The 20,597-nt window shown below is 62.0% G+C and carries 16 protein-coding genes; all 16 read right to left on the reverse strand.

What is annotated here, in order from left to right; all coding sequences use genetic code 11:
- Nucleotides 1-2 precede the first annotated feature (2 nt).
- Nucleotides 3-803, reverse strand: a complete 801-nt coding sequence (gene rpsC, locus Q3A80_RS25515; protein ID WP_006482899.1) for a 30S ribosomal protein S3 — start codon at nt 801-803, stop codon at nt 3-5.
- 11 nt (nt 804-814) lie between these two features.
- On the reverse strand, nt 815-1,144 hold the full coding sequence (gene rplV / locus Q3A80_RS25520) for a 50S ribosomal protein L22 (protein ID WP_004199272.1): 330 nt from the start codon (nt 1,142-1,144) through the stop codon (nt 815-817).
- A gap of 12 nt (nt 1,145-1,156) precedes the next feature.
- Nucleotides 1,157-1,432: a 30S ribosomal protein S19 gene (gene rpsS, locus Q3A80_RS25525; RefSeq protein WP_004199273.1), complete on the reverse strand. Its 276-nt coding sequence runs from the start codon at nt 1,430-1,432 to the stop codon at nt 1,157-1,159.
- 10 nt (nt 1,433-1,442) lie between these two features.
- Nucleotides 1,443-2,270 (reverse strand): 50S ribosomal protein L2, encoded by an 828-nt coding sequence (gene rplB, locus Q3A80_RS25530; protein ID WP_034209733.1) that lies wholly within the window; start codon nt 2,268-2,270, stop codon nt 1,443-1,445.
- Nucleotides 2,271-2,272: 2 nt separating this feature from the next.
- Nucleotides 2,273-2,587, reverse strand: a complete 315-nt coding sequence (rplW, locus tag Q3A80_RS25535; protein ID WP_004199275.1) for a 50S ribosomal protein L23 — start codon at nt 2,585-2,587, stop codon at nt 2,273-2,275.
- Nucleotides 2,584-3,204 carry a 50S ribosomal protein L4 gene (gene rplD / locus Q3A80_RS25540; protein WP_040143046.1) on the reverse strand — a complete coding sequence of 207 codons (621 nt, stop codon included), beginning with the start codon at nt 3,202-3,204 and terminating at the stop codon, nt 2,584-2,586. Before rplD ends, rplW begins: the two co-directional genes overlap by 4 nt.
- Nucleotides 3,204-3,854 carry a 50S ribosomal protein L3 gene (rplC, locus tag Q3A80_RS25545; protein WP_446331608.1) on the reverse strand — a complete coding sequence of 217 codons (651 nt, stop codon included), beginning with the start codon at nt 3,852-3,854 and terminating at the stop codon, nt 3,204-3,206. The genes rplD and rplC overlap by 1 nt, the downstream gene beginning before the upstream one ends.
- Before the next feature lie 178 nt (nt 3,855-4,032).
- Nucleotides 4,033-4,344 carry a 30S ribosomal protein S10 gene (rpsJ, locus tag Q3A80_RS25550; protein ID WP_004199280.1) on the reverse strand — a complete coding sequence of 104 codons (312 nt, stop codon included), beginning with the start codon at nt 4,342-4,344 and terminating at the stop codon, nt 4,033-4,035.
- A gap of 284 nt (nt 4,345-4,628) precedes the next feature.
- Nucleotides 4,629-5,819: an elongation factor Tu gene (tuf, locus tag Q3A80_RS25555; RefSeq protein ID WP_006482910.1), complete on the reverse strand. Its 1,191-nt coding sequence runs from the start codon at nt 5,817-5,819 to the stop codon at nt 4,629-4,631.
- A 40-nt stretch (nt 5,820-5,859) separates the two neighbouring features.
- The gene (gene fusA / locus Q3A80_RS25560; RefSeq protein WP_151065327.1) at nt 5,860-7,962 is read right to left on the reverse strand and encodes an elongation factor G; all 2,103 of its coding nucleotides are present in this window, start codon (nt 7,960-7,962) and stop codon (nt 5,860-5,862) included.
- Between the two features lie 123 nt (nt 7,963-8,085).
- Nucleotides 8,086-8,556, reverse strand: coding sequence for a 30S ribosomal protein S7 (gene rpsG / locus Q3A80_RS25565; protein ID WP_034209730.1), 471 nt, complete (start codon nt 8,554-8,556; stop codon nt 8,086-8,088).
- Between the two features lie 172 nt (nt 8,557-8,728).
- The gene (gene rpsL / locus Q3A80_RS25570) at nt 8,729-9,109 is read right to left on the reverse strand and encodes a 30S ribosomal protein S12 (protein WP_006400662.1); all 381 of its coding nucleotides are present in this window, start codon (nt 9,107-9,109) and stop codon (nt 8,729-8,731) included.
- A 237-nt stretch (nt 9,110-9,346) separates the two neighbouring features.
- Nucleotides 9,347-11,194, reverse strand: a complete 1,848-nt coding sequence (gene recQ / locus Q3A80_RS25575; RefSeq protein ID WP_446331609.1) for a DNA helicase RecQ — start codon at nt 11,192-11,194, stop codon at nt 9,347-9,349.
- A gap of 247 nt (nt 11,195-11,441) precedes the next feature.
- Entirely contained in the window at nt 11,442-15,683 is a 4,242-nt protein-coding gene (gene rpoC / locus Q3A80_RS25580; protein ID WP_446331610.1) for a DNA-directed RNA polymerase subunit beta', read from the reverse strand.
- A 21-nt stretch (nt 15,684-15,704) separates the two neighbouring features.
- Nucleotides 15,705-19,811 carry a DNA-directed RNA polymerase subunit beta gene (gene rpoB / locus Q3A80_RS25585; protein ID WP_446331611.1) on the reverse strand — a complete coding sequence of 1,369 codons (4,107 nt, stop codon included), beginning with the start codon at nt 19,809-19,811 and terminating at the stop codon, nt 15,705-15,707.
- Between the two features lie 377 nt (nt 19,812-20,188).
- Nucleotides 20,189-20,563, reverse strand: a complete 375-nt coding sequence (gene rplL / locus Q3A80_RS25590; protein ID WP_040143030.1) for a 50S ribosomal protein L7/L12 — start codon at nt 20,561-20,563, stop codon at nt 20,189-20,191.
- Between the last annotated feature and the right edge of the window lie 34 nt (nt 20,564-20,597).

Genomic DNA, 20,597 nt, shown 5'->3' on the forward strand with positions numbered 1-20,597 from the left:
CGTTATTCTCCAGTCTTGCCGTCTTCCGGCTTGCCGGCGCCACGGCGCGGTGCGCCACGACGAGCACCCGGAGCGCCGCCTTCGCCGTCACGGCGCGGACGACGGTCGCCCGGACGCGCATTGCGACGCGGACGCTTGTCTTCGGCTACTTCTTCGACCACCGGCGCGTCATTGCGGCCGAGCGTGTCGCCCTTGTACACCCACACCTTGACACCGATGATCCCGTAGGTCGTCTTCGCTTCCGAGGTTGCGTAGTCGATGTCGGCACGCAGCGTATGAAGGGGCACGCGACCTTCGCGATACCACTCCGTACGAGCGATTTCGATACCGTTCAGACGGCCTGCGCTCATGATCTTGATGCCCTGGGCACCCAGACGCATCGCGTTCTGCATCGCACGCTTCATCGCGCGACGGAACATGATCCGGCGCTCGAGCTGTTGCGTGATCGAGTCAGCGATCAGTTGCGCATCGGTTTCCGGCTTGCGGATCTCTTCGATGTTGACGTGAACCGGCACGCCCATGCGGCGCTGCAGTTCCGTCTTCAGCTGTTCGATATCCTCGCCCTTCTTGCCGATGACGACGCCCGGACGCGAGCTGTAAATCGTGATGCGCGCGTTCTTGGCCGGACGCTCGATGACGACCCGACCAACCGAAGCGTTCTTCAGCTTCTTCTTCAGGTATTCACGAACACCGATGTCTTCCTGCAGCATCGCCGCGAAATTGTTGTTGTTCGCGTACCAACGCGAAGCCCAATTGCGGCTGACAGCCAGGCGGAAGCCAGTCGGATGAATTTTCTGTCCCATCGTATGGCTCCTTAATTCCCGACCGTCACAGTGATGTGACAGGATTGCTTCTCGATGCGGTTACCGCGGCCCTTGGCGCGCGCGGTGAAACGCTTGAGCGATGCAGCCTTGTCGACGTAGATGCTCTTGATCTTGAGCTCGTCGATATCAGCGCCTTCGTTGTGCTCCGCATTCGCGATTGCCGACAGCACAACCTTCTTCACGATGCCAGCCGCCTTCTTCGGCGAGAACGTCAGAACGTTCAGCGCCTTGTCGACCGGCAAACCGCGGATCTGGTCAGCCACAAGGCGCGTTTTTTGCGCCGAGATGCGGGCACCGCGATGAATTGCTTTCACTTCCATCTTGATTGCCCCTTATTTCTTGGCCTTCTTGTCGGCCGCGTGACCCTTGAACGTACGGGTCAGTGCGAACTCGCCAAGCTTGTGGCCGACCATGTTTTCCGAGATGTACACCGGAACGTGTTGACGGCCGTTGTGAACGGCGATCGTCAGGCCGATGAAATCCGGCAGAATCGTCGAGCGACGCGACCAGGTCTTGATCGGCTTTTTGTCGCGCGAAGCTGCAGCCGCCTCAACTTTCTTCAGCAAATGGGCGTCGCAGAACGGACCTTTTTTAACAGAACGTGCCATTGCCTACTCCTTAACGCTTGTGACGGCGCTGGACGATCATCGTCGTCGTGCGCTTGTTGCTGCGGGTGCGGTAACCCTTAGCCGGCGTACCCCACGGGCTCACCGGGTCGCGACCTGCAGCCGTCTTGCCCTCACCACCACCGTGCGGGTGATCAACCGGGTTCATCGCAACGCCACGCACCGTCGGGCGGATACCGCGCCAACGGTTCGCGCCAGCCTTGCCGATCTGGCGCAGGCTATGCTCTTCGTTGCCGACTTCACCGATCGTTGCACGGCACTCGATGTGCACGCGGCGGATTTCGCCCGAACGCAGACGAACCTGCGCGTAGACGCCTTCACGTGCGAGCAGCATGGCCGACGTGCCAGCCGAACGCGCCATTTGCGCGCCCTTGCCCGGCAGCATCTCGATGCAGTGGATCGTCGTACCGACCGGAATGTTGCGGATCGGCAGCGTGTTGCCTGCACGGATCGGCGCTTCCGAACCCGACATCAGCTGTTGGCCGACGGTCAGGCCCTTCGGGGCGATGATGTAGCGACGCTCGCCGTCTGCGTAGAGCACCAGCGCGATGTTCGCGCTGCGGTTCGGGTCGTACTCGAGACGTTCGACCTTTGCCGGGATGCCATCCTTCGTGCGACGGAAATCGACGATACGGTAGTGCTGCTTGTGACCACCACCCTTGTGACGCGTGGTGATACGGCCGTTGTTGTTACGGCCGGCGGTCGAGCTCTGCGAGTCGAGCAGTGCCGCGTACGGCTTGCCCTGGTGCAGGTTCTTGTTGACCACCTTGACCATCGCGCGGCGACCCGGCGAAGTCGGTTTAACTTTCACGATTGCCATGATTACTTGGCCTCCGCTTCGAAGTTGATTTCCTGGCCGGGCTTCAGGCAAACGTACGCCTTCTTCACGTCCTTGCGGCGGCCCATCGAACGGCCGAAGCGCTTTTGCTTGCCCTTCTGAACCAGAACGTTGACCGAATCAACTTCAACCTTGAACAGCAGCTCGACAGCCGCCTTCACTTCCTGCTTCGTGGCATCCGGTGCGACTTCGAACACGACTTGCTCGTTCTTGTCGGCAACCAGCGTCGCCTTTTCCGAGATCACCGGTGCGAGCAGGACCTGCATCAAACGATGATCGTTCTTGCGAATCTCGCTCATGACAGCAACTCCTCGATCTGGGCGACCGCAGCCTTCGTGACCAGCACTTTCTTGAAGTAGATCAGCGACAGCGGGTCAGCGTAGCGCGGCTCGACAATCGCCACGTGCGGCAGGTTGCGCGAAGCCAGGTACAGGTTCTCGTCGACCGTGTCCGTGATGATCAGAACGGAGTCGAGACCCATGGTCTTGAATTTGTCAGCCAGCAGCTTGGTCTTCGGCGCTTCGAGGACGATGTCCTCGACGACCGACAGACGGCCTTCGCGGGCCAGCTGCGAGAAGATCGAGCAGAGACCTGCGCGATGCATCTTCTTGTTGACCTTGTGCGAGAAGTTTTCTTCCGGCGAGTTCGGGAAGATGCGACCACCGCCACGCCACAGCGGGCTCGACGACATACCGGCACGAGCGCGGCCCGTACCCTTCTGACGCCACGGCTTCTTGGTGGTGTGCTTGACTTGCTCGCGGTCCTTCTGTGCGCGGTTACCCTGGCGAGCATTCGCCTGGTACGCGACGACGACCTGGTGGATCAGCGCTTCGTTGTAGTCACGACCGAACACGACGTCCGACGCGTTGACCACTGCACCTTCCTGACCATTTTCGTTCAGGAGCTTGAGTTCCATTATTTCGCCCCCTTGGTCTTGACGGCCGGCGTCACGAAAACCTTGCCGCCCTTCGCGCCCGGAATCGCACCCTTGACGAGCAGCAGCTTGCGCTCTGCGTCGATACGAGCGATTTCGAGATTCTGCACCGTCACCGTAACGTCACCGAGGTGACCCGTCATGCGCTTACCCGGGAAAACGCGACCCGGATCCTGCGCCATACCGATCGAGCCCGGCACGTTGTGCGAGCGCGAGTTACCGTGCGTGGCACGGCCGGAGGAGAAGTTGTAACGCTTGATCGTACCGGCGTAGCCCTTACCGATCGACACGCCTTGCACGTCGACCTTCTGGCCCACTTCGAAAAGATCGGCACCGACCACGGCGCCAGTCGACAGCTCGGCTGCCTTGGCCGCGTCAATGCGGAATTCCTTGAGGATTTCACCGGCTTCGACACCGGCTTTGGCGAGATGACCTGCCAGCGGCTTCGTCACGCGCGATGCGCGGCGGGAGCCGAATGCAACCTGCACGGCCGTGTAGCCGTCGGTTTCAACAGTCTTGATCTGCGTCACGCGGTTGTCCGACACGTCCAGCACGGTGACGGGAATCGAATCCCCTTCAGCCGTGAAGATACGGGTCATGCCAACCTTGCGACCTACGAGTCCAAGGCTCATCATTTTCTCCATTCCCGACTGCGATTGGTCGGGGCTGATTTACAAAATGCCGGGCACGCAAGGCCCAACTTTTTTACGCGAATACGCGAAAAGCCAAGCAGTATAGCCCGACTTTTCGATTTCCGCAAGCAATACAAAGACTTAGCACCAGCCGGCGGGCCGGTTGGCGCCGCAAGCCTTACTGCAGCTTGATTTCCACGTCGACGCCAGCCGGCAGATCGAGCTTCATCAGCGCGTCGACCGTCTTGTCGGTCGGATCGACGATGTCCATCAGGCGCTGGTGGGTACGGATTTCGAGCTGATCGCGCGACGTCTTGTTGACGTGCGGCGAACGCAGGATGTCAAAACGCTGGATGCGCGTCGGCAGCGGCACCGGGCCACGGACGATTGCGCCAGTCCGCTTCGCGGTATCGACGATCTCGGCAGCCGATTGATCGATCAGACGATAGTCGAAAGCCTTCAGGCGAATGCGGATTTTCTGTTGCTGCATGACGATTCCTTGAAAAGAGCGAGGCGATGTTGCATCGCCGGACACTAAAAGAACGCGAAACCTGTTGCCTGCGGGGAGCGAGGCGCCCGGTTCCGAACGGTACTTCCACTGCTAAGCCCGCGATTCTACACGAAAAATCGCGATGGTGGTGTGCGTTTGTCAATGCGGCATCTGCACGCCACAAAGAAAAACCGGGTGCCAGATCGAACTGGACACCCGGTTTCGACGGTACGACTGCCTACCGTGGAAGCGCGGACCCCGGAGGGATCCGCGGATCGTCGATGTTACTCGATGATCTTGGCGACGACGCCGGCGCCGACGGTACGGCCGCCTTCGCGGATTGCGAAGCGCAGACCTTCTTCCATCGCGATCGGAGCGATCAGCTTCACCGTGATCGACACGTTGTCGCCCGGCATCACCATTTCCTTGTCCTTCGGCAGCTCGATCGAGCCCGTCACGTCCGTCGTACGGAAGTAGAACTGCGGACGGTAGTTGTTGAAGAACGGCGTGTGACGGCCGCCTTCATCCTTGCTCAGCACGTACACTTCAGCCGTGAAGTGCGTGTGCGGCGTGATCGAACCCGGCTTCGCCAGAACCTGGCCGCGCTCCACGTCTTCACGCTTCGTGCCGCGCAGCAGGATACCGACGTTGTCGCCTGCCTGACCTTGGTCCAGCAGCTTGCGGAACATTTCAACGCCCGTGCAGGTCGTCTTCACCGTCGGCTTGATACCGACGATTTCGATTTCCTCGCCGACCTTCACGATGCCGCGCTCGACACGACCCGTCACCACCGTACCGCGGCCCGAGATCGAGAACACGTCTTCCACCGGCATCAGGAACGCGCCGTCAACTGCACGCTCCGGCGTCGGGATGTACGTGTCCAGCGCGTCTGCCAGGCTCATGATCGCCACTTCACCCAGCTCGCCCGTGTCGCCTTCCAGCGCCAGCTTGGCCGAACCCTTCACGATCGGCGTGTCGTCGCCCGGGAAGTCGTACTTCGACAGCAGTTCGCGAACTTCCATCTCGACCAGCTCGAGCAGTTCAGCGTCGTCCACCATGTCGCACTTGTTCAGGAACACGATGATGTACGGAACGCCAACCTGACGCGCCAGCAGGATGTGCTCACGCGTTTGCGGCATCGGGCCGTCTGCTGCCGAGCACACCAGGATCGCGCCGTCCATCTGCGCTGCGCCCGTGATCATGTTCTTCACATAGTCAGCGTGGCCCGGGCAGTCGACGTGTGCGTAGTGGCGGTTAGCCGTTTCGTACTCGACGTGTGCCGTGTTGATCGTGATGCCGCGCGCCTTTTCTTCCGGTGCCGCGTCGATCTGGTCGTAAGCCTTCGCTTCGCCGCCGAACTTCTTCGTCAGAACCGTCGTGATCGCTGCCGTCAGCGTCGTCTTGCCGTGGTCAACGTGACCGATCGTACCAACGTTGACGTGCGGCTTGGTCCGCTCAAACTTTTCTTTTGCCATGATTCTCTTCTTTCAAAAAATATCGGTTGGTAGCTGAGATTTACTTCGACTTCGCGCTGATGATCGCTTCAGCAACGTTGCGCGGAGCTTCAGCGTAGTGCTTGAACTCCATCGTGTACGTTGCACGACCTTGCGTCAGCGAACGCAGCGACGTCGAGTAACCGAACATTTCCGACAGCGGCACTTCGGCGCGAACGATCTTGCCGCCGCCAACCATGTCTTCCATGCCCTGGACGATGCCGCGACGGCCCGACAGGTCGCCCATCACGTTGCCCATGTAGTCTTCCGGCGTCTCGACTTCGACAGCCATCATCGGCTCGAGGACGACCGGGTTCGCCTTGCGCATCGCTTCCTTGAACGCCATCGAACCGGCCATGCGGAACGCGTTTTCGTTCGAGTCGACGTCGTGGTACGAACCGAACGTCAGGTGAACCTTCACGTCGACGACCGGGAAGCCAGCCAGCACGCCCGACTTCAGCGTGTCCTGGATACCCTTGTCGACCGCCGGGATGTATTCACGCGGAATCACACCACCCTTGATCTCGTCGAAGAACTCGTAGCCCTTGCCCTGTTCGTTCGGCTCGAGCGTGATGACCGCGTGACCGTACTGGCCGCGACCACCCGACTGCTTGACGAACTTGCCGTCGACGTCCTTCGCCGTCGAACGGATCGTTTCGCGGTATGCAACCTGCGGCTTGCCGACGGTCGCTTCCACGCCGAATTCACGCTTCATCCGGTCGACCAGAATTTCGAGGTGGAGCTCGCCCATGCCCGAAATGATGGTCTGGCCCGACTCTTCGTCGGTCTGCACGCGGAACGACGGGTCTTCCTGCGCCAGACGGTTCAGCGCGAGGCCCATCTTTTCCTGGTCAGCCTTGGTCTTCGGCTCGACAGCCTGCGAAATCACCGGCTCCGGGAACACCATGCGTTCGAGAACGATCGGGTTCGCCGGGTCGCACAGCGTGTCGCCCGTGGTGGCTTCCTTCAGGCCGACCGCTGCAGCGATGTCGCCTGCACGGACTTCCTTGATTTCTTCACGCTGGTTCGCGTGCATCTGCAGAATACGGCCGAGGCGCTCCTTCTTGCCCTTGGTCGAGTTCAGCAGCGTGTCGCCCGAATTGACGACGCCCGAGTACACACGGAAGAAGATCAGCTGGCCGACGAACGGGTCGGTCATGATCTTGAACGCGAGCGACGAGAACTTCTCGTCGTCCGACGCCTTGCGCTCGGCTTCTTCGCCGTTTTCGAGCTCGCCCTTGACCGGCGGGATGTCGACCGGCGACGGCAGGAAGTCGATCACGGCGTCGAGCATACGCTGCACGCCCTTGTTCTTGAACGCGGTACCGCACAGCATCGGCTGGATTTCGCACGCGATCGTACGGTCGCGCAGCGCCTTGACGATGTCGGCTTCCGGCAGGTCGCCTTCTTCCAGGTACTTGTTCATCAGGTCTTCGCTGGCTTCAGCAGCCACTTCGACCATCTTTTCGCGCCATTCCTTGCAGGTGTCGGCGAGTTCGGCCGGGATGTCGACGTAGTCGAACTTCGTGCCTTGCGACGCTTCGTCCCAAATGATCGCCTTCATCTTGATCAGGTCGACCACGCCCTTGAAGTTTTCTTCCGAGCCGATCGGCACCACGACCGGAACCGGGTTCGCCTTCAGGCGCAGACGGAGCTGGTCGTAGACCTTGAAGAAGTTCGCGCCGGTACGGTCCATCTTGTTGACGAACGCGAGACGGGGCACCTTGTACTTGTTCGCCTGGCGCCACACCGTTTCCGACTGCGGCTGCACGCCGCCCACTGCGCAGTACACCATGCACGCGCCGTCGAGCACGCGCATCGAACGCTCCACTTCGATCGTGAAGTCGACGTGGCCCGGGGTGTCGATGATGTTGATGCGGTGTTCCGGATAGTTGCCGCCCATGCCCTTCCAGAAGGCGGTGGTAGCAGCGGACGTGATCGTGATGCCACGCTCTTGTTCCTGCTCCATCCAGTCCATCGTTGCTGCGCCGTCGTGGACTTCACCGATCTTGTGGTTCACACCGGTGTAAAACAGAATGCGCTCGGTCGTCGTCGTTTTGCCGGCGTCGATGTGAGCGCTAATACCGATATTGCGGTAGCGCTCGATAGGAGTCTTGCGAGCCACTTTGATCCTCTACTGGGATGACGTGATGCAGCCCTGCTGCATCACGCCTCAACACAAACGGGCGAGGCGCCTGAAAAGCGCACCCGCCCGGAATTTATTTCCGCAAACAGCCCAGCCAGGCGCTTAGAAACGGAAATGCGAGAACGCGCGGTTGGCTTCTGCCATGCGGTGAACTTCATCGCGCTTCTTCATCGCGCCGCCACGGCCTTCGGCCGCTTCGGTGAGTTCGCCTGCCAGACGCAGAGCCATCGACTTCTCGCTACGCTTCTTCGCAGCCTCACGCAGCCAGCGCATCGCCAATGCCATACGACGCGACGGGCGCACCTCGACCGGAACTTGATAGTTGGCACCACCAACGCGGCGGCTCTTCACTTCGACCACCGGCTTCACGTTGTTGAGCGCAACGGTGAACACTTCCAGCGGGTCCTTGCCACCCTTGGTCTGGATCTGTTCGAATGCGCCATAAACGATGCGCTCTGCGACCGACTTCTTGCCGGACAGCATCAGCATGTTCATGAACTTGGCTACATCAACGTTGCCGAACTTCGGATCCGGCAACACTTCCCGCTTGGGGACTTCGCGACGACGCGGCATGATTCTTCCTTTACCTGTTCAGTTGGAGCTGTATCCAGCCCCGCGGCCACCAACAAACCCGATCACATCTTCACGACTAACCAGCTTGGCCGGGTGACCACTTACTCGACAGCACCGGCAATCCGGCACTCCCGCCTTGACCGCCCTGCGGCGATCCCTGATCAAAAACTGCTTACTTGGCAGCCTTTGCACGCTTCGCGCCGTACTTCGAGCGCGCTTGCTTACGGTCCTTGACGCCCTGGGTATCCAGCGAGCCGCGAACCATGTGGTAACGCACACCCGGCAAGTCCTTCACACGGCCGCCGCGGATCAGCACAACCGAGTGTTCCTGCAGGTTGTGGCCTTCACCGCCGATGTACGAAATCACTTCGAAGCCGTTCGTCAGACGAACCTTGGCGACCTTACGGAGTGCCGAGTTCGGCTTCTTCGGCGTCGTCGTGTACACACGGGTGCACACGCCGCGACGCTGGGGGCAGTCCTGCAGGGCCGGGCTCTTGCTCTTCGTCGTTTCCGACTGACGGCCTTTGCGAACCAGTTGGTTGATGGTTGGCATTGTTTATTCCTGAAATTGAACAAAATCTGCGCATCGATTTCGGGCAAAGCGAGAATCGACGCACAGTTGACTTCCGAACCGGCGATACGGGCACGAACCTGCGAACACGCTTCGACGCGACTCGGCCCACCGAATACCGGAACCCAACATCTTATTCCGGAAATGCCAACTAAGTCAACGGCTTGCGTGATTTGCCAGCCGCGCCGCCGGTTTACCGGAAGGGCCGAAACGCCTGTGTCACGCCGATTCGACGACGTCGATGATCTCGTCGCCGAAGCGTTCGAGCTTGCGTACGCCCATGCCGGGGATATGGCGCAGATCGTCGATCGTCTCCGGCGCGTTGCGCGCGATTTCCGCGAGCGTCGCGTCGTGGAAGATCACGTAGGCCGGCACGCCGTCGGACTTCGCGGTTTCGGCGCGCCATGCGCGCAGCGCGTCCCAGCGTGCGCGCTCGCGCGTGCCCATGCCGGCCGTCGGATCGACGCGCGTGCCGCTGCGGCTCGACGACTGGCGCGTGCGCTGCGGCTTCACGTAGCGGCGCAGCGTGACCTTCTCCTCGTTCTTCAGCACCGGCTTCGCGGCCTCGGTGAGCACCAGCGCGCCGAAGCCGCCGTGATCGACGGCCAGATAGCCGTACGCGACGAGCTGCCGGAAAATCGCGCGCCACTCGGGCTCGGACAGCGACGCGCCGATCCCGAACGTGCTCAACTGGTCGTGGCCGCGCTGCAGCACCTTCTCGGTCCGGCCGCCGCGCAGCACCTCGATCAGATGGCTCGCGCCGAAGTTGAAGCCGCTCGCGCGCTGCGCGCGGAACACGCACGACAGCGCCATCTGCGCCTCGCGCGTCGCGTCCCATGAATCGGGCGGCTCGAGGCACGTGTCGCAGTTGCCGCACGGCTGGCTCGCTTCGCCGAAGTAGTTCAGCAGCCGCACGCGGCGGCACGAGATCGTCTCGCACAGCCCGAGCAGCGCGTCGAGCTTCGACGTCTGCACGCGCTTGTGCGCGTCGTCCGCATCGGATTCGTCGATCATCTTGCGCTGCTGGACGACGTCGCCGAGGCCGTACGCCATCCACGCGTTCGCCGGCAATCCGTCGCGGCCCGCCCGGCCGGTTTCCTGGTAATAGCCTTCGACGCTCTTCGGCAGATCGAGGTGGGCGACGAAGCGCACGTCCGGCTTGTCGATGCCCATGCCGAACGCGATCGTCGCGCACATCACGATGCCTTCCTCGCGCTGGAACATTTCCTGGTGCTTCTGCCGCACCTCGAACTCCATCCCCGCGTGATACGGCAGCGCGCGCACGCCCTGCGCCTTCAGCCATTCGGCCGTTTCCTCGACCTTGCGGCGCGACAGGCAGTAGACGACGCCCGCGTCGGTCGTGCCGTCCGCGTTCGTGTGCTCGGCGCGGATGAAGTCGAGCAGCTGCGCGCGCGCGTTGTCCTTCTCGACGATCCGGTAGCGGATGTTCGGGCGGTCGAAGCTCGACACGAACACGCGCGCATCGTCGAGCGCCAGGCGATGGATGATCTCGTCGCGCGTGATCGCGTCGGCGGTCGCCGTCAGCGCGATGCGCGGCACCGACGGGAAGCGCTCGTGCAGCACCGACAGCTGGATGTATTCGGGACGGAAATCATGGCCCCACTGCGACACGCAGTGCGCCTCGTCGATCGCGAACAGGCCGATCTTCGCGCGCTCGAGCAGTTCGAGAAAGCGCGCGGTCATCAGGCGCTCCGGCGCGACATACAGCAGGTCGATCTCGCCTTCGCGCAGCGCGCGCTCGGTGGCCGCGGCCTCGGCGCCCGACAGCGTCGAGTTCAGGTACGCCGCGCGCACGCCGACTTCGCTCAGTGCGGCGACCTGGTCCTGCATCAGCGCGATCAGCGGCGACACGACGATGCCCGCACCCTGCCCCGCCTCGCGGCGCAGCAGCGCCGGAATCTGGTAGCACAGCGACTTGCCGCCGCCGGTCGGCATCAGCACGAGGCAATCGCCGCCGCCGGCGACGTGTTCGACGATCTCGCCCTGCTGGCCGCGGAATGCGGAATAACCAAAGACTTCGTCGAGGATTTCGAGGGCGCGGGACATGAATGAGAGCGAGCACGGCAGAACGATGACCGCAATTTTAGCAACCCGCTCGCGCGACGCGCGGCGAATCGTGCAACGTTGGCCGATCGGACGGGGTTCGTGCACGCGCATGACGGGCCTGCGCAACGCGTGCGGCAAGCCCGTCATGCACGTGAACGACGGATAAAAAAAACCGCCCGGCTGGAACCGGGCGGTTTCGATGACAGCGAATGCAGCAGCGTGAGGCGGCTCGCGCCGCCCCCCGCGCTTATTCGGCTGCCGGGTGTTGCGGCTCTTCCGCGGGCGCGCTCGGCGTGCCGAAGTCGAATGCCTCTTCCGCAGCGATCTGGTCGAAACGCTCGCGGTCGGACATTTCCTTCGCCTTGCGTGCCTTGTGGAACGCGAGACCCGTACCGGCCGGGATCAGACGGCCGACGATCACGTTTTCCTTCAGGCCGCGCAGATCGTCGCGCTTGCCCATGATCGCCGCTTCGGTCAGCACGCGGGTCGTTTCCTGGAACGATGCCGCGGAGATGAACGAGTCGGTCGACAGCGACGCCTTCGTGATACCGAGCAGCACGTTGTCGTACGAAGCCGGACGCTTGCCTTCGGCGATCATGCGATCGTTCTCGTCCAGCATGTCCGAACGCTCGACCTGTTCGCCCGGGATGAAGCGCGTATCACCGTTGTCGGTGATCTGCACACGACGCAGCATCTGGCGAACGATCACCTCGATGTGCTTGTCGTTGATCTTCACGCCCTGCAGACGATACACGTCCTGCACTTCGTCGACGATGTAGCGCGACAGCGCCTCGATGCCCTGCAGACGCAGGATGTCGTGCGGATCGGCCGGGCCGTCCACGATCATTTCGCCCTTGTTGACGACCTGGGCATCGTGGACCAGCACCTGCTTTTCCTTCGCGATCAGGAACTCGTGCTGATTGCCTTCGAGGTCCGTGATGACGAGACGCTGCTTGCCCTTCGTGTCCTTGCCGAACGACGTCGTGCCGGTGACTTCCGCGAGAATGCCGGCATCCTTCGGCGAACGCGCTTCGAACAGTTCCGCCACCCGCGGCAGACCGCCGGTAATGTCACGCGTCTTCTGCGCTTCGGTCGGGATACGTGCGAGCACTTCACCGACCTGCACCTGCTGGCCGTCCTTCACGGTGATCAGTGCGCCGACCTGGAAGCCGATCTGCACCGCGTGTTCCGTGCCCGGGATCTTCACTTCCTCGCCGTTCGCGTCGAGCAGCTTCACCTGCGGACGCACGCTCTTCGAAGCTTGCGAACCACGACGCTTCACGTCGATCACGACCAGCGTCGACAGACCGGTCACGTCGTCGATCTGCTTCGCGACGGTCACGCCTTCCTCGACGTTCTCGAACTTCACCGTACCACCGTACTCGGTGATGATCGGACGCGTCATCGGATCCCACGTCGCCAGCTGCGTGCCGGCCTTGATCGCCGCGCCGTCGAGCTGCAGCAGCGTCGCGCCGTACGGGATCTTGTGACGTTCGCGCTCGCGGCCGATATCGTCGGTGATCAGCGCCTCGCCCGAACGCGAGATGACGATCTGCTCGCCCTTCGCGTTGGTGACGTAGCGCATCGTCGCCGTGAAACGCACGATACCGTTGCTCTTCGCTTCGACCGACGATGCCACTGCCGCACGCGATGCCGCACCACCGATGTGGAACGTACGCATCGTCAGCTGCGTGCCCGGCTCACCGATCGACTGTGCCGCGATCACGCCGACTGCTTCGCCGACGTTCACGAGCGAGCCGCGGCCGAGGTCGCGGCCGTAGCAGGCCGCGCACAGACCGTAACGCGTTTCGCAGGTCAGCGGCGTGCGCACGCGCACTTCGTCGATGCCGAGGCGTTCGATTTCCTCGACCGCCGTTTCGTCGAGCAGCGTGCCCGATTCGTACAGCGTTTCCTGCGTTTCCGGGTTCACGACGTCCGCGACCGCGACGCGGCCGAGGATACGGTCGCGCAGCGCTTCGACGACTTCACCGCCTTCGACCAGCGCCTTCATCGCGACGCCGTTCGACGTGCCGCAATCGTCCTCGACCACCACCAGATCCTGCGTGACGTCGACGAGACGACGCGTCAGGTAACCCGAGTTCGCGGTCTTCAGTGCCGTATCAGCCAGACCCTTACGCGCACCGTGGGTCGAGATGAAGTACTGCAGCACGTTCAGGCCTTCGCGGAAGTTCGCGGTAATCGGCGTCTCGATAATCGAGCCGTCCGGCTTCGCCATCAGGCCTCGCATACCGGCCAGCTGACGAATCTGCACCGCCGAACCCCGGGCGCCCGAGTCGGCCATCATGTAGATCGAGTTGAACGATTCCTGGCGCGTCTCGTTGCCGTCGCGATCGATCACCGGCTCGGTCGACAGCTGCTCCATCATCGCCTTGCCGACCGCTTCCGACGTCGCCGACCAGATGTCGACCACGTTGTTGTAGCGCTCCTGCGCGGTGACGAGACCCGACATGTACTGACGGTCGTACTCCTTCACCTTCTTCGCGGCGTCGCCGACGATCGTTTCCTTCTGCGGCGGCACGAGCATGTCGTCCACGCAGATCGAGATGCCGGCGCGCGTCGCGAGACGGAAGCCCGACTGCATCAGCTGATCGGCGAACACGACCGTCGCACGCAGACCGCACTTGCGGAACGCGGTGTTGATCAGGCGCGAGATTTCCTTCTTCTTCAGCGGCTTGTTCAGCACCGAGAACGGCAGGCCGTGCGGCAGGATCTCCGACAGGATCGCGCGGCCGACGGTCGTCGCGTACAGCGTGATCTTCGGCACGAATTCCGGCGCGCCTTCCGACGTGTCCTCGTTGCGGACCATTTCGGTGATCCGCACGTTGACGCGCGATGCCAGCTCGACTTCCTTGTTCTCGTACGCGCGGATCACTTCCGACACGCCGGTGAACGACAGGCCTTCGCCCTTGCCGTTGATCGCTTCGCGGGTCGCGTAGTACAGACCCAGCACGATATCCTGCGACGGCACGATCGACGGATCGCCGTTGGCCGGGAACAGCACGTTGTTCGACGCCAGCATCAGCGTGCGCGCTTCCATCTGCGCTTCGAGCGACAGCGGCACGTGAACGGCCATCTGGTCACCGTCGAAGTCGGCGTTGAACGCCGCGCAGACGAGCGGGTGCAGCTGGATCGCCTTGCCTTCGATCAGCACCGGTTCGAACGCCTGGATACCGAGACGGTGCAGCGTCGGCGCACGGTTCAGCATCACCGGGTGCTCGCGGATCACCTCTTCGAGGATGTCCCACACGACCGGCGTCTGGTTCTCGACTTCCTTCTTCGCAGCCTTGATGGTCGTCGCGACGCCCATCACTTCCAGCTTGTTGAAGATGAACGGCTTGAACAGTTCGAGCGCCATCAGCTTCGGCAGACCGCACTGGTGCAGCTTCAGCGTCGGGCCGACCACGATGACCGAACGGCCCGAGTAGTCGACGCGCTTGCCCAGCAGGTTCTGACGGAAACGGCCGCCCTTGCCCTTGATCATGTCGGCGAGCGACTTCAGCGGACGCTTGTTCGCGCCCGTCATCGCCTTGCCGCGACGACCGTTGTCGAGCAGCGAGTCGACGGCTTCCTGCAGCATCCGCTTTTCGTTGCGGACGATGATTTCAGGCGCCTTCAGCTCGAGCAGACGCTTCAACCGGTTGTTACGGTTGATCACGCGGCGATACAGGTCGTTCAGGTCCGACGTCGCGAAACGGCCGCCGTCCAGCGGCACGAGCGGACGCAGTTCCGGCGGCAGCACCGGCAGCACTTCGAGGATCATCCACTCGGGCTTGATGCCCGAGCGCTGGAATGCCTCGAGGACCTTCAGGCGCTTCGCGTACTTCTTGATCTTCGCTTCCGAGCCGGTGTTCTTCAGCTCGGTGCGCAGCGTCTCGACCTGCTCGTCGATGTTGATCGCGCGCAGCAGTTCACGCACGCCTTCCGCGCCCATCTCGGCACGGAATTCGTCGCCGTATTCCTCGACCTTGTTGTAGTAATCCTCTTCGGTCATGATCTGCCGCGCCTTCAGCGGCGTCATGCCCGGTTCGATCACCACGTACGCTTCGAAGTACAGCACGCGTTCGATGTCGCGCAGCGTCATGTCGAGCACCATGCCCAGACGCGACGGCAGCGACTTCAGGAACCAGATGTGCGCGACCGGCGAGGCCAGTTCGATGTGGCCCATGCGTTCGCGACGCACCTTCGCGAGCGTCACTTCGACGCCGCACTTCTCGCAGATCACGCCGCGGTGCTTCAGGCGCTTGTACTTGCCGCACAGGCACTCGTAGTCCTTGATCGGCCCGAAGATCTTCGCGCAGAACAGACCATCGCGTTCCGGCTTGAACGTACGGTAGTTGATGGTCTCCGGCTTCTTCACTTCGCCGAACGACCACGAACGGATCTTGTCCGGCGAGGCCAGACCGATCTTGATCGCGTCGAAAACTTCTTCCTGTTGGACTTGCTTGAATAGATCGAGCAGAGCTTTCATTGCCTTCTCTCCGTAGTCCGATTAATTGCGGTCGAGATCGATATCGATACCGAGCGAGCGGATTTCCTTCACGAGCACGTTGAAGGATTCCGGCATGCCTGCATCGATCACGTGATCGCCCTTGACGAGGTTCTCGTAAACCTTCGTCCGGCCGGTCACGTCGTCCGACTTCACCGTCAGCATTTCCTGCAGCACGTAGGACGCGCCGTACGCTTCGAGTGCCCACACTTCCATTTCACCGAAACGCTGGCCACCGAACTGCGCCTTACCGCCCAGCGGCTGCTGCGTGACGAGCGAGTACGGGCCCGTCGAACGCGCGTGCATCTTGTCGTCGACCAGGTGGTGCAGCTTCAGGTAGTGCATGTAGCCGAGCGTCACGCGACGTTCGAACATCTCGCCCGTGCGGCCGTCGTACAGGCGGACCTGGTTCTTCGACGGGTTCATGCCGAGCTGTTCCGCGATGTCGTCCGGGAACGCGAGGTCGAGCATCTTGCCCATTTCTTCCTCGGTCGCACCGTCGAACACCGGCGTTGCAAACGGCACACCTTCGCGCAGGTTCTTCGCGAGCTCGAGGATCTCGTCGTCGGTGAAGCTTTCCAGATCTTCCTGGCGGCCCGACTCGTTGTAGATCTTCGTCAGGAACGCGCGCAGTTCCTCGATCTTCGCCTGACGCTGCAGCATTTCGCCGATACGCCAGCCGAGGCCCTTCGCGGCCCAGCCGAGGTGCACTTCCAGAACCTGACCCACGTTCATCCGCGACGGCACGCCGAGCGGGTTCAGCACGACGTCTGCCGGACGGCCGTCGGCCATGTACGGCATGTCTTCGATCGGGACGATCTTCGACACGACACCCTTGTTACCGTGACGGCCTGCCATCTTGTCGCCAGGCTGCAGACGGCGCTTCACCGCGAGGTACACCTTGACCATCTTCAGCACGCCCGGCGGCAGTTCGTCGCCTTGCGTGAGCTTCTTGCGCTTCTCTTCGAACGCGAGGTCGAACTGGTGACGCTTCTCTTCGATCGAGTTCTTGATCGCTTCGAGCTGTGCCGCTGCTTCGTCGTCCGCGAGGCGGATGTCGAACCAGTGGTAGTGGTCGAGGTCTTCCAGGTAAGCCTGGTCGATCTTCGTGCCCTTCGCGAGCTTCTTCGGACCGCCGTTCGCGACCTTGCCCACCAGCATGCGGGCGAGACGCTGGAACGCGTCGCCTTCCACGATGCGCAGCTGGTCGTTCAGGTCGAGACGATAGCGCTTCAGTTCGTCGTCGATGATCTGTTGCGCACGCTTGTCGCGCTGGATGCCTTCGCGCGTGAACACCTGGACGTCGATCACCGTGCCGCTCATGCCCGACGGCACGCGCAGCGACGTGTCCTTCACGTCCGAAGCCTTCTCGCCGAAGATCGCGCGCAGCAGCTTCTCTTCCGGCGTCAGCTGGGTCTCGCCCTTCGGCGTGACCTTGCCGACCAGCACGTCGCCCGCTTCGACTTCGGCACCGATGTACACGATGCCCGATTCGTCGAGACGGCCGAGCTGGACTTCCGCCAGGTTCGAGATGTCGCGCGTGATTTCTTCCGGCCCGAGCTTCGTGTCGCGTGCAACGACGTTCAGCTCTTCGATGTGGATCGACGTGTAGCGATCGTCGGCCACGACCTTCTCCGAGATCAGGATCGAGTCCTCGAAGTTGTAGCCGTTCCACGGCATGAACGCGATCAGCATGTTCTGGCCGAGCGCGAGCTCGCCCAGGTCCGTCGATGCGCCGTCGGCCAGCACGTCGCCGCGCGAGACCTTGTCGCCCATCTTCACGATCGGACGCTGGTTGATGTTCGTGTTCTGGTTCGAACGCGTGTACTTGATCAGGTTGTAGATGTCGACACCGACTTCACCCGCAACCGCTTCGTCGTCGTTCACGCGAATCACGATACGGCCTGCATCGACGTAGTCGACGACGCCGCCGCGGAACGCCTGAACCGTCGTGCCCGAGTCGACCGCGCAGGTACGCTCGATGCCCGTACCGACGACCGGCTTTTCCGGACGCAGACACGGCACGGCCTGACGCTGCATGTTCGAACCCATCAGTGCACGGTTCGCGTCGTCGTGCTCGAGGAACGGGATCAGCGAAGCTGCAACCGACACGATCTGCGACGGCGCGACGTCCATGTACTGGATCCGGTCCGGCGTGACCATCATCGTTTCGCCGGCTTCACGCGACGACACGAGTTCGTCGATCAGCTGGCCGTTCTCGTCGACCGCGGCGTTTGCCTGCGCGATCATGTAGCGGCCTTCCTCGATCGCCGACAGGTAGTCGATCTGGTCGGTCACCTTGCCGTCCACAACCTTGCGGTACGGCGTCTCGAGGAAGCCGTACTCGTTCAGGTGCGCGTACAGCGCGAGCGAGTTGATCAGACCGATGTTCGGACCTTCCGGCGTTTCGATCGGGCACACGCGGCCGTAGTGGGTCGGGTGCACGTCGCGCACTTCGAAGCCTGCGCGCTCGCGCGTCAGACCGCCCGGGCCGAGTGCGGAAACACGGCGCTTGTGCGTGATTTCCGACAGCGGGTTGGTCTGGTCCATGAACTGCGACAGCTGCGACGAACCGAAGAACTCGCGGATCGCCGACGAAATCGGCTTCGAGTTGATCAGGTCATGCGGCATCAGGTTTTCGCTTTCGGCCTGGCCGAGGCGTTCCTTGACCGCGCGCTCGACACGCACGAGACCCGCGCGGAACTGGTTTTCCGCCAGTTCGCCGACGCAACGCACGCGACGGTTGCCGAGGTGGTCGATGTCGTCCACTTCGCCCTTGCCGTTGCGCAGCTCGACGAGGATCTTGATCGTCGCGAGGATGTCGTCGTCCTGCAGCGTCATCGGGCCGACGATCTCGTCACGGCCGACGCGGCGGTTGAACTTCATGCGGCCGACCTTCGACAGGTCGTACGCTTCTTCGCTGTAGAACAGACGGTTGAACAGCGCCTCGACCGCTTCTTCGGTCGGCGGCTCGCCCGGACGCATCATGCGGTAGATCGCGATGCGCGCGGCCGTCTTGTCGGTCGTTTCGTCGACACGCAGCGTGGACGAGATGTACGGACCCTGGTCCAGATCGTTCGTGTAGAGCGTCTGGATGTCCTTGATGCCTGCTTCGCGCAGCTTCTCGAGCACGCTTTCCGTGACTTCGTCGTTCGCGCTCGCGATCACTTCGCCGGTGTCGCCGTCGACGACGTTCTTCGCCAGCACGCGGCCGAGCAGATAGTCTTCCGGCACCGAGATGAACTTGGTCTTCGCGGCTTCGAGGTCGCGAATGTGCTTCGCGTTGATCCGCTTGTCCTTCTGGACGATCACCTTGCCTTCGCGATCCGTGATGTCGAAACGCGCGACTTCACCACGCAGGCGCTCGGGCACGAACTCGAGTTGCGCGCCTTCGTCCATCAGCGTGAAGTTGTCGAACACGAAGAAGTTCGCGAGGATCTGTTCCGGCGTGAGGCCGATGGCCTTCAGCAGGATCGTGACCGGCATCTTGCGGCGACGGTCGACGCGGAAGTACAGGATGTCCTTCGGATCGAATTCGAAGTCGAGCCACGAGCCGCGGTACGGAATGATCCGTGCCGAGAACAGCAGCTTGCCCGAGCTGTGCGTCTTGCCCTTGTCGTGTTCGAAGAACACGCCCGGCGAACGGTGCAGCTGCGAGACGATGACACGCTCGGTGCCGTTGATGACGAACGAGCCCGTCGGCGTCATGAGCGGAATTTCGCCCATGTACACTTCCTGCTCCTTCACTTCCTTGACGACCGGCTTGTTCGGCGATTCCTTGTCGAGGATGACGAGGCGGACCTTCGCGCGCAGCGCGGAGCAGTACGTCAGGCCCCGCTGCTGGCATTCCTTGATGTTGAATGCCGGCGAGGACAGCGCATAGCTCACGAACTCGAGGCGCGCGAAGCCGTTGTGCGAAACAATGGGAAATACCGATGTGAATGCGGCCTGCAAACCTTCAGGCTTGCGTTGCGTGACCGGCACATCGGCTTGCAGAAACGTGCTGAATGATTCAAGCTGGGTGGCCAGCAAGAACGGAACTTGGTGAACGATGGGGCGCTTCGCGAAACTCTTGCGAATGCGCTTCTTCTCGGTGAAGGAATATTGCATACGATCTCCGAATCACGGCGGGTGCTATCGAGGTGGGATACCTGGACGTTTCAAACCCGAGTGTTCACCGACTGAGACCCGATGGCCGCCCGATGGCTTGAACGAGCCGAGAAGCTTGGTGGTTGGCCGCTACCAACCGCTGGCTGACGGCAGCGGATGCCTGTGTTGCCCGCTACCCGACCAAACTTGCCTTCTGCAGTCGCTTCAGAAGACAAAGAGAAACGCCAATCGCGACCATTGACAACGATTTGGCGGTTTTCTTTGGCTTCTGGGGCCGATTATTCGGGCTCCCAAAAGAGTGCCAGAATAACGTCCCCACAAAGCACAAAAAGGCCGGCGGTGAAAATACCGCCAGCCTTCGCACAGCGCGTCGAAACTTACTTGACTTCGACCTTCGCGCCTGCTTCTTCCAGCTTCTTCTTGGCTTCGTCAGCAGCAGCCTTGTCGACGCCTTCCTTGACAGCCTTCGGTGCGCCGTCAACGACGTCCTTCGCTTCCTTCAGGCCCAGGCCCGTCAGTTCGCGAACTGCCTTGATGACTGCAACCTTGTTGCTGCCTGCTTCAGCCAGGACGACCGTGAATTCGGTCTTCTCTTCTGCAGCAGCAGCAGCGCCGCCGCCTGCCGGGCCAGCGACTGCCACTGCAGCTGCCGACACGCCAAACTTCTCTTCGAACGCCTTGACCAGTTCGTTCAGTTCCAGAACGGTCATCCCTTCGACTGCTGCCAGGATGTCTTCTTTTGCGATTGCCATTTGAAATACTCCTAAATTGAATTCGGATACAGCC

This window comes from Burkholderia sp. SR8 (genome assembly GCF_052851275.1).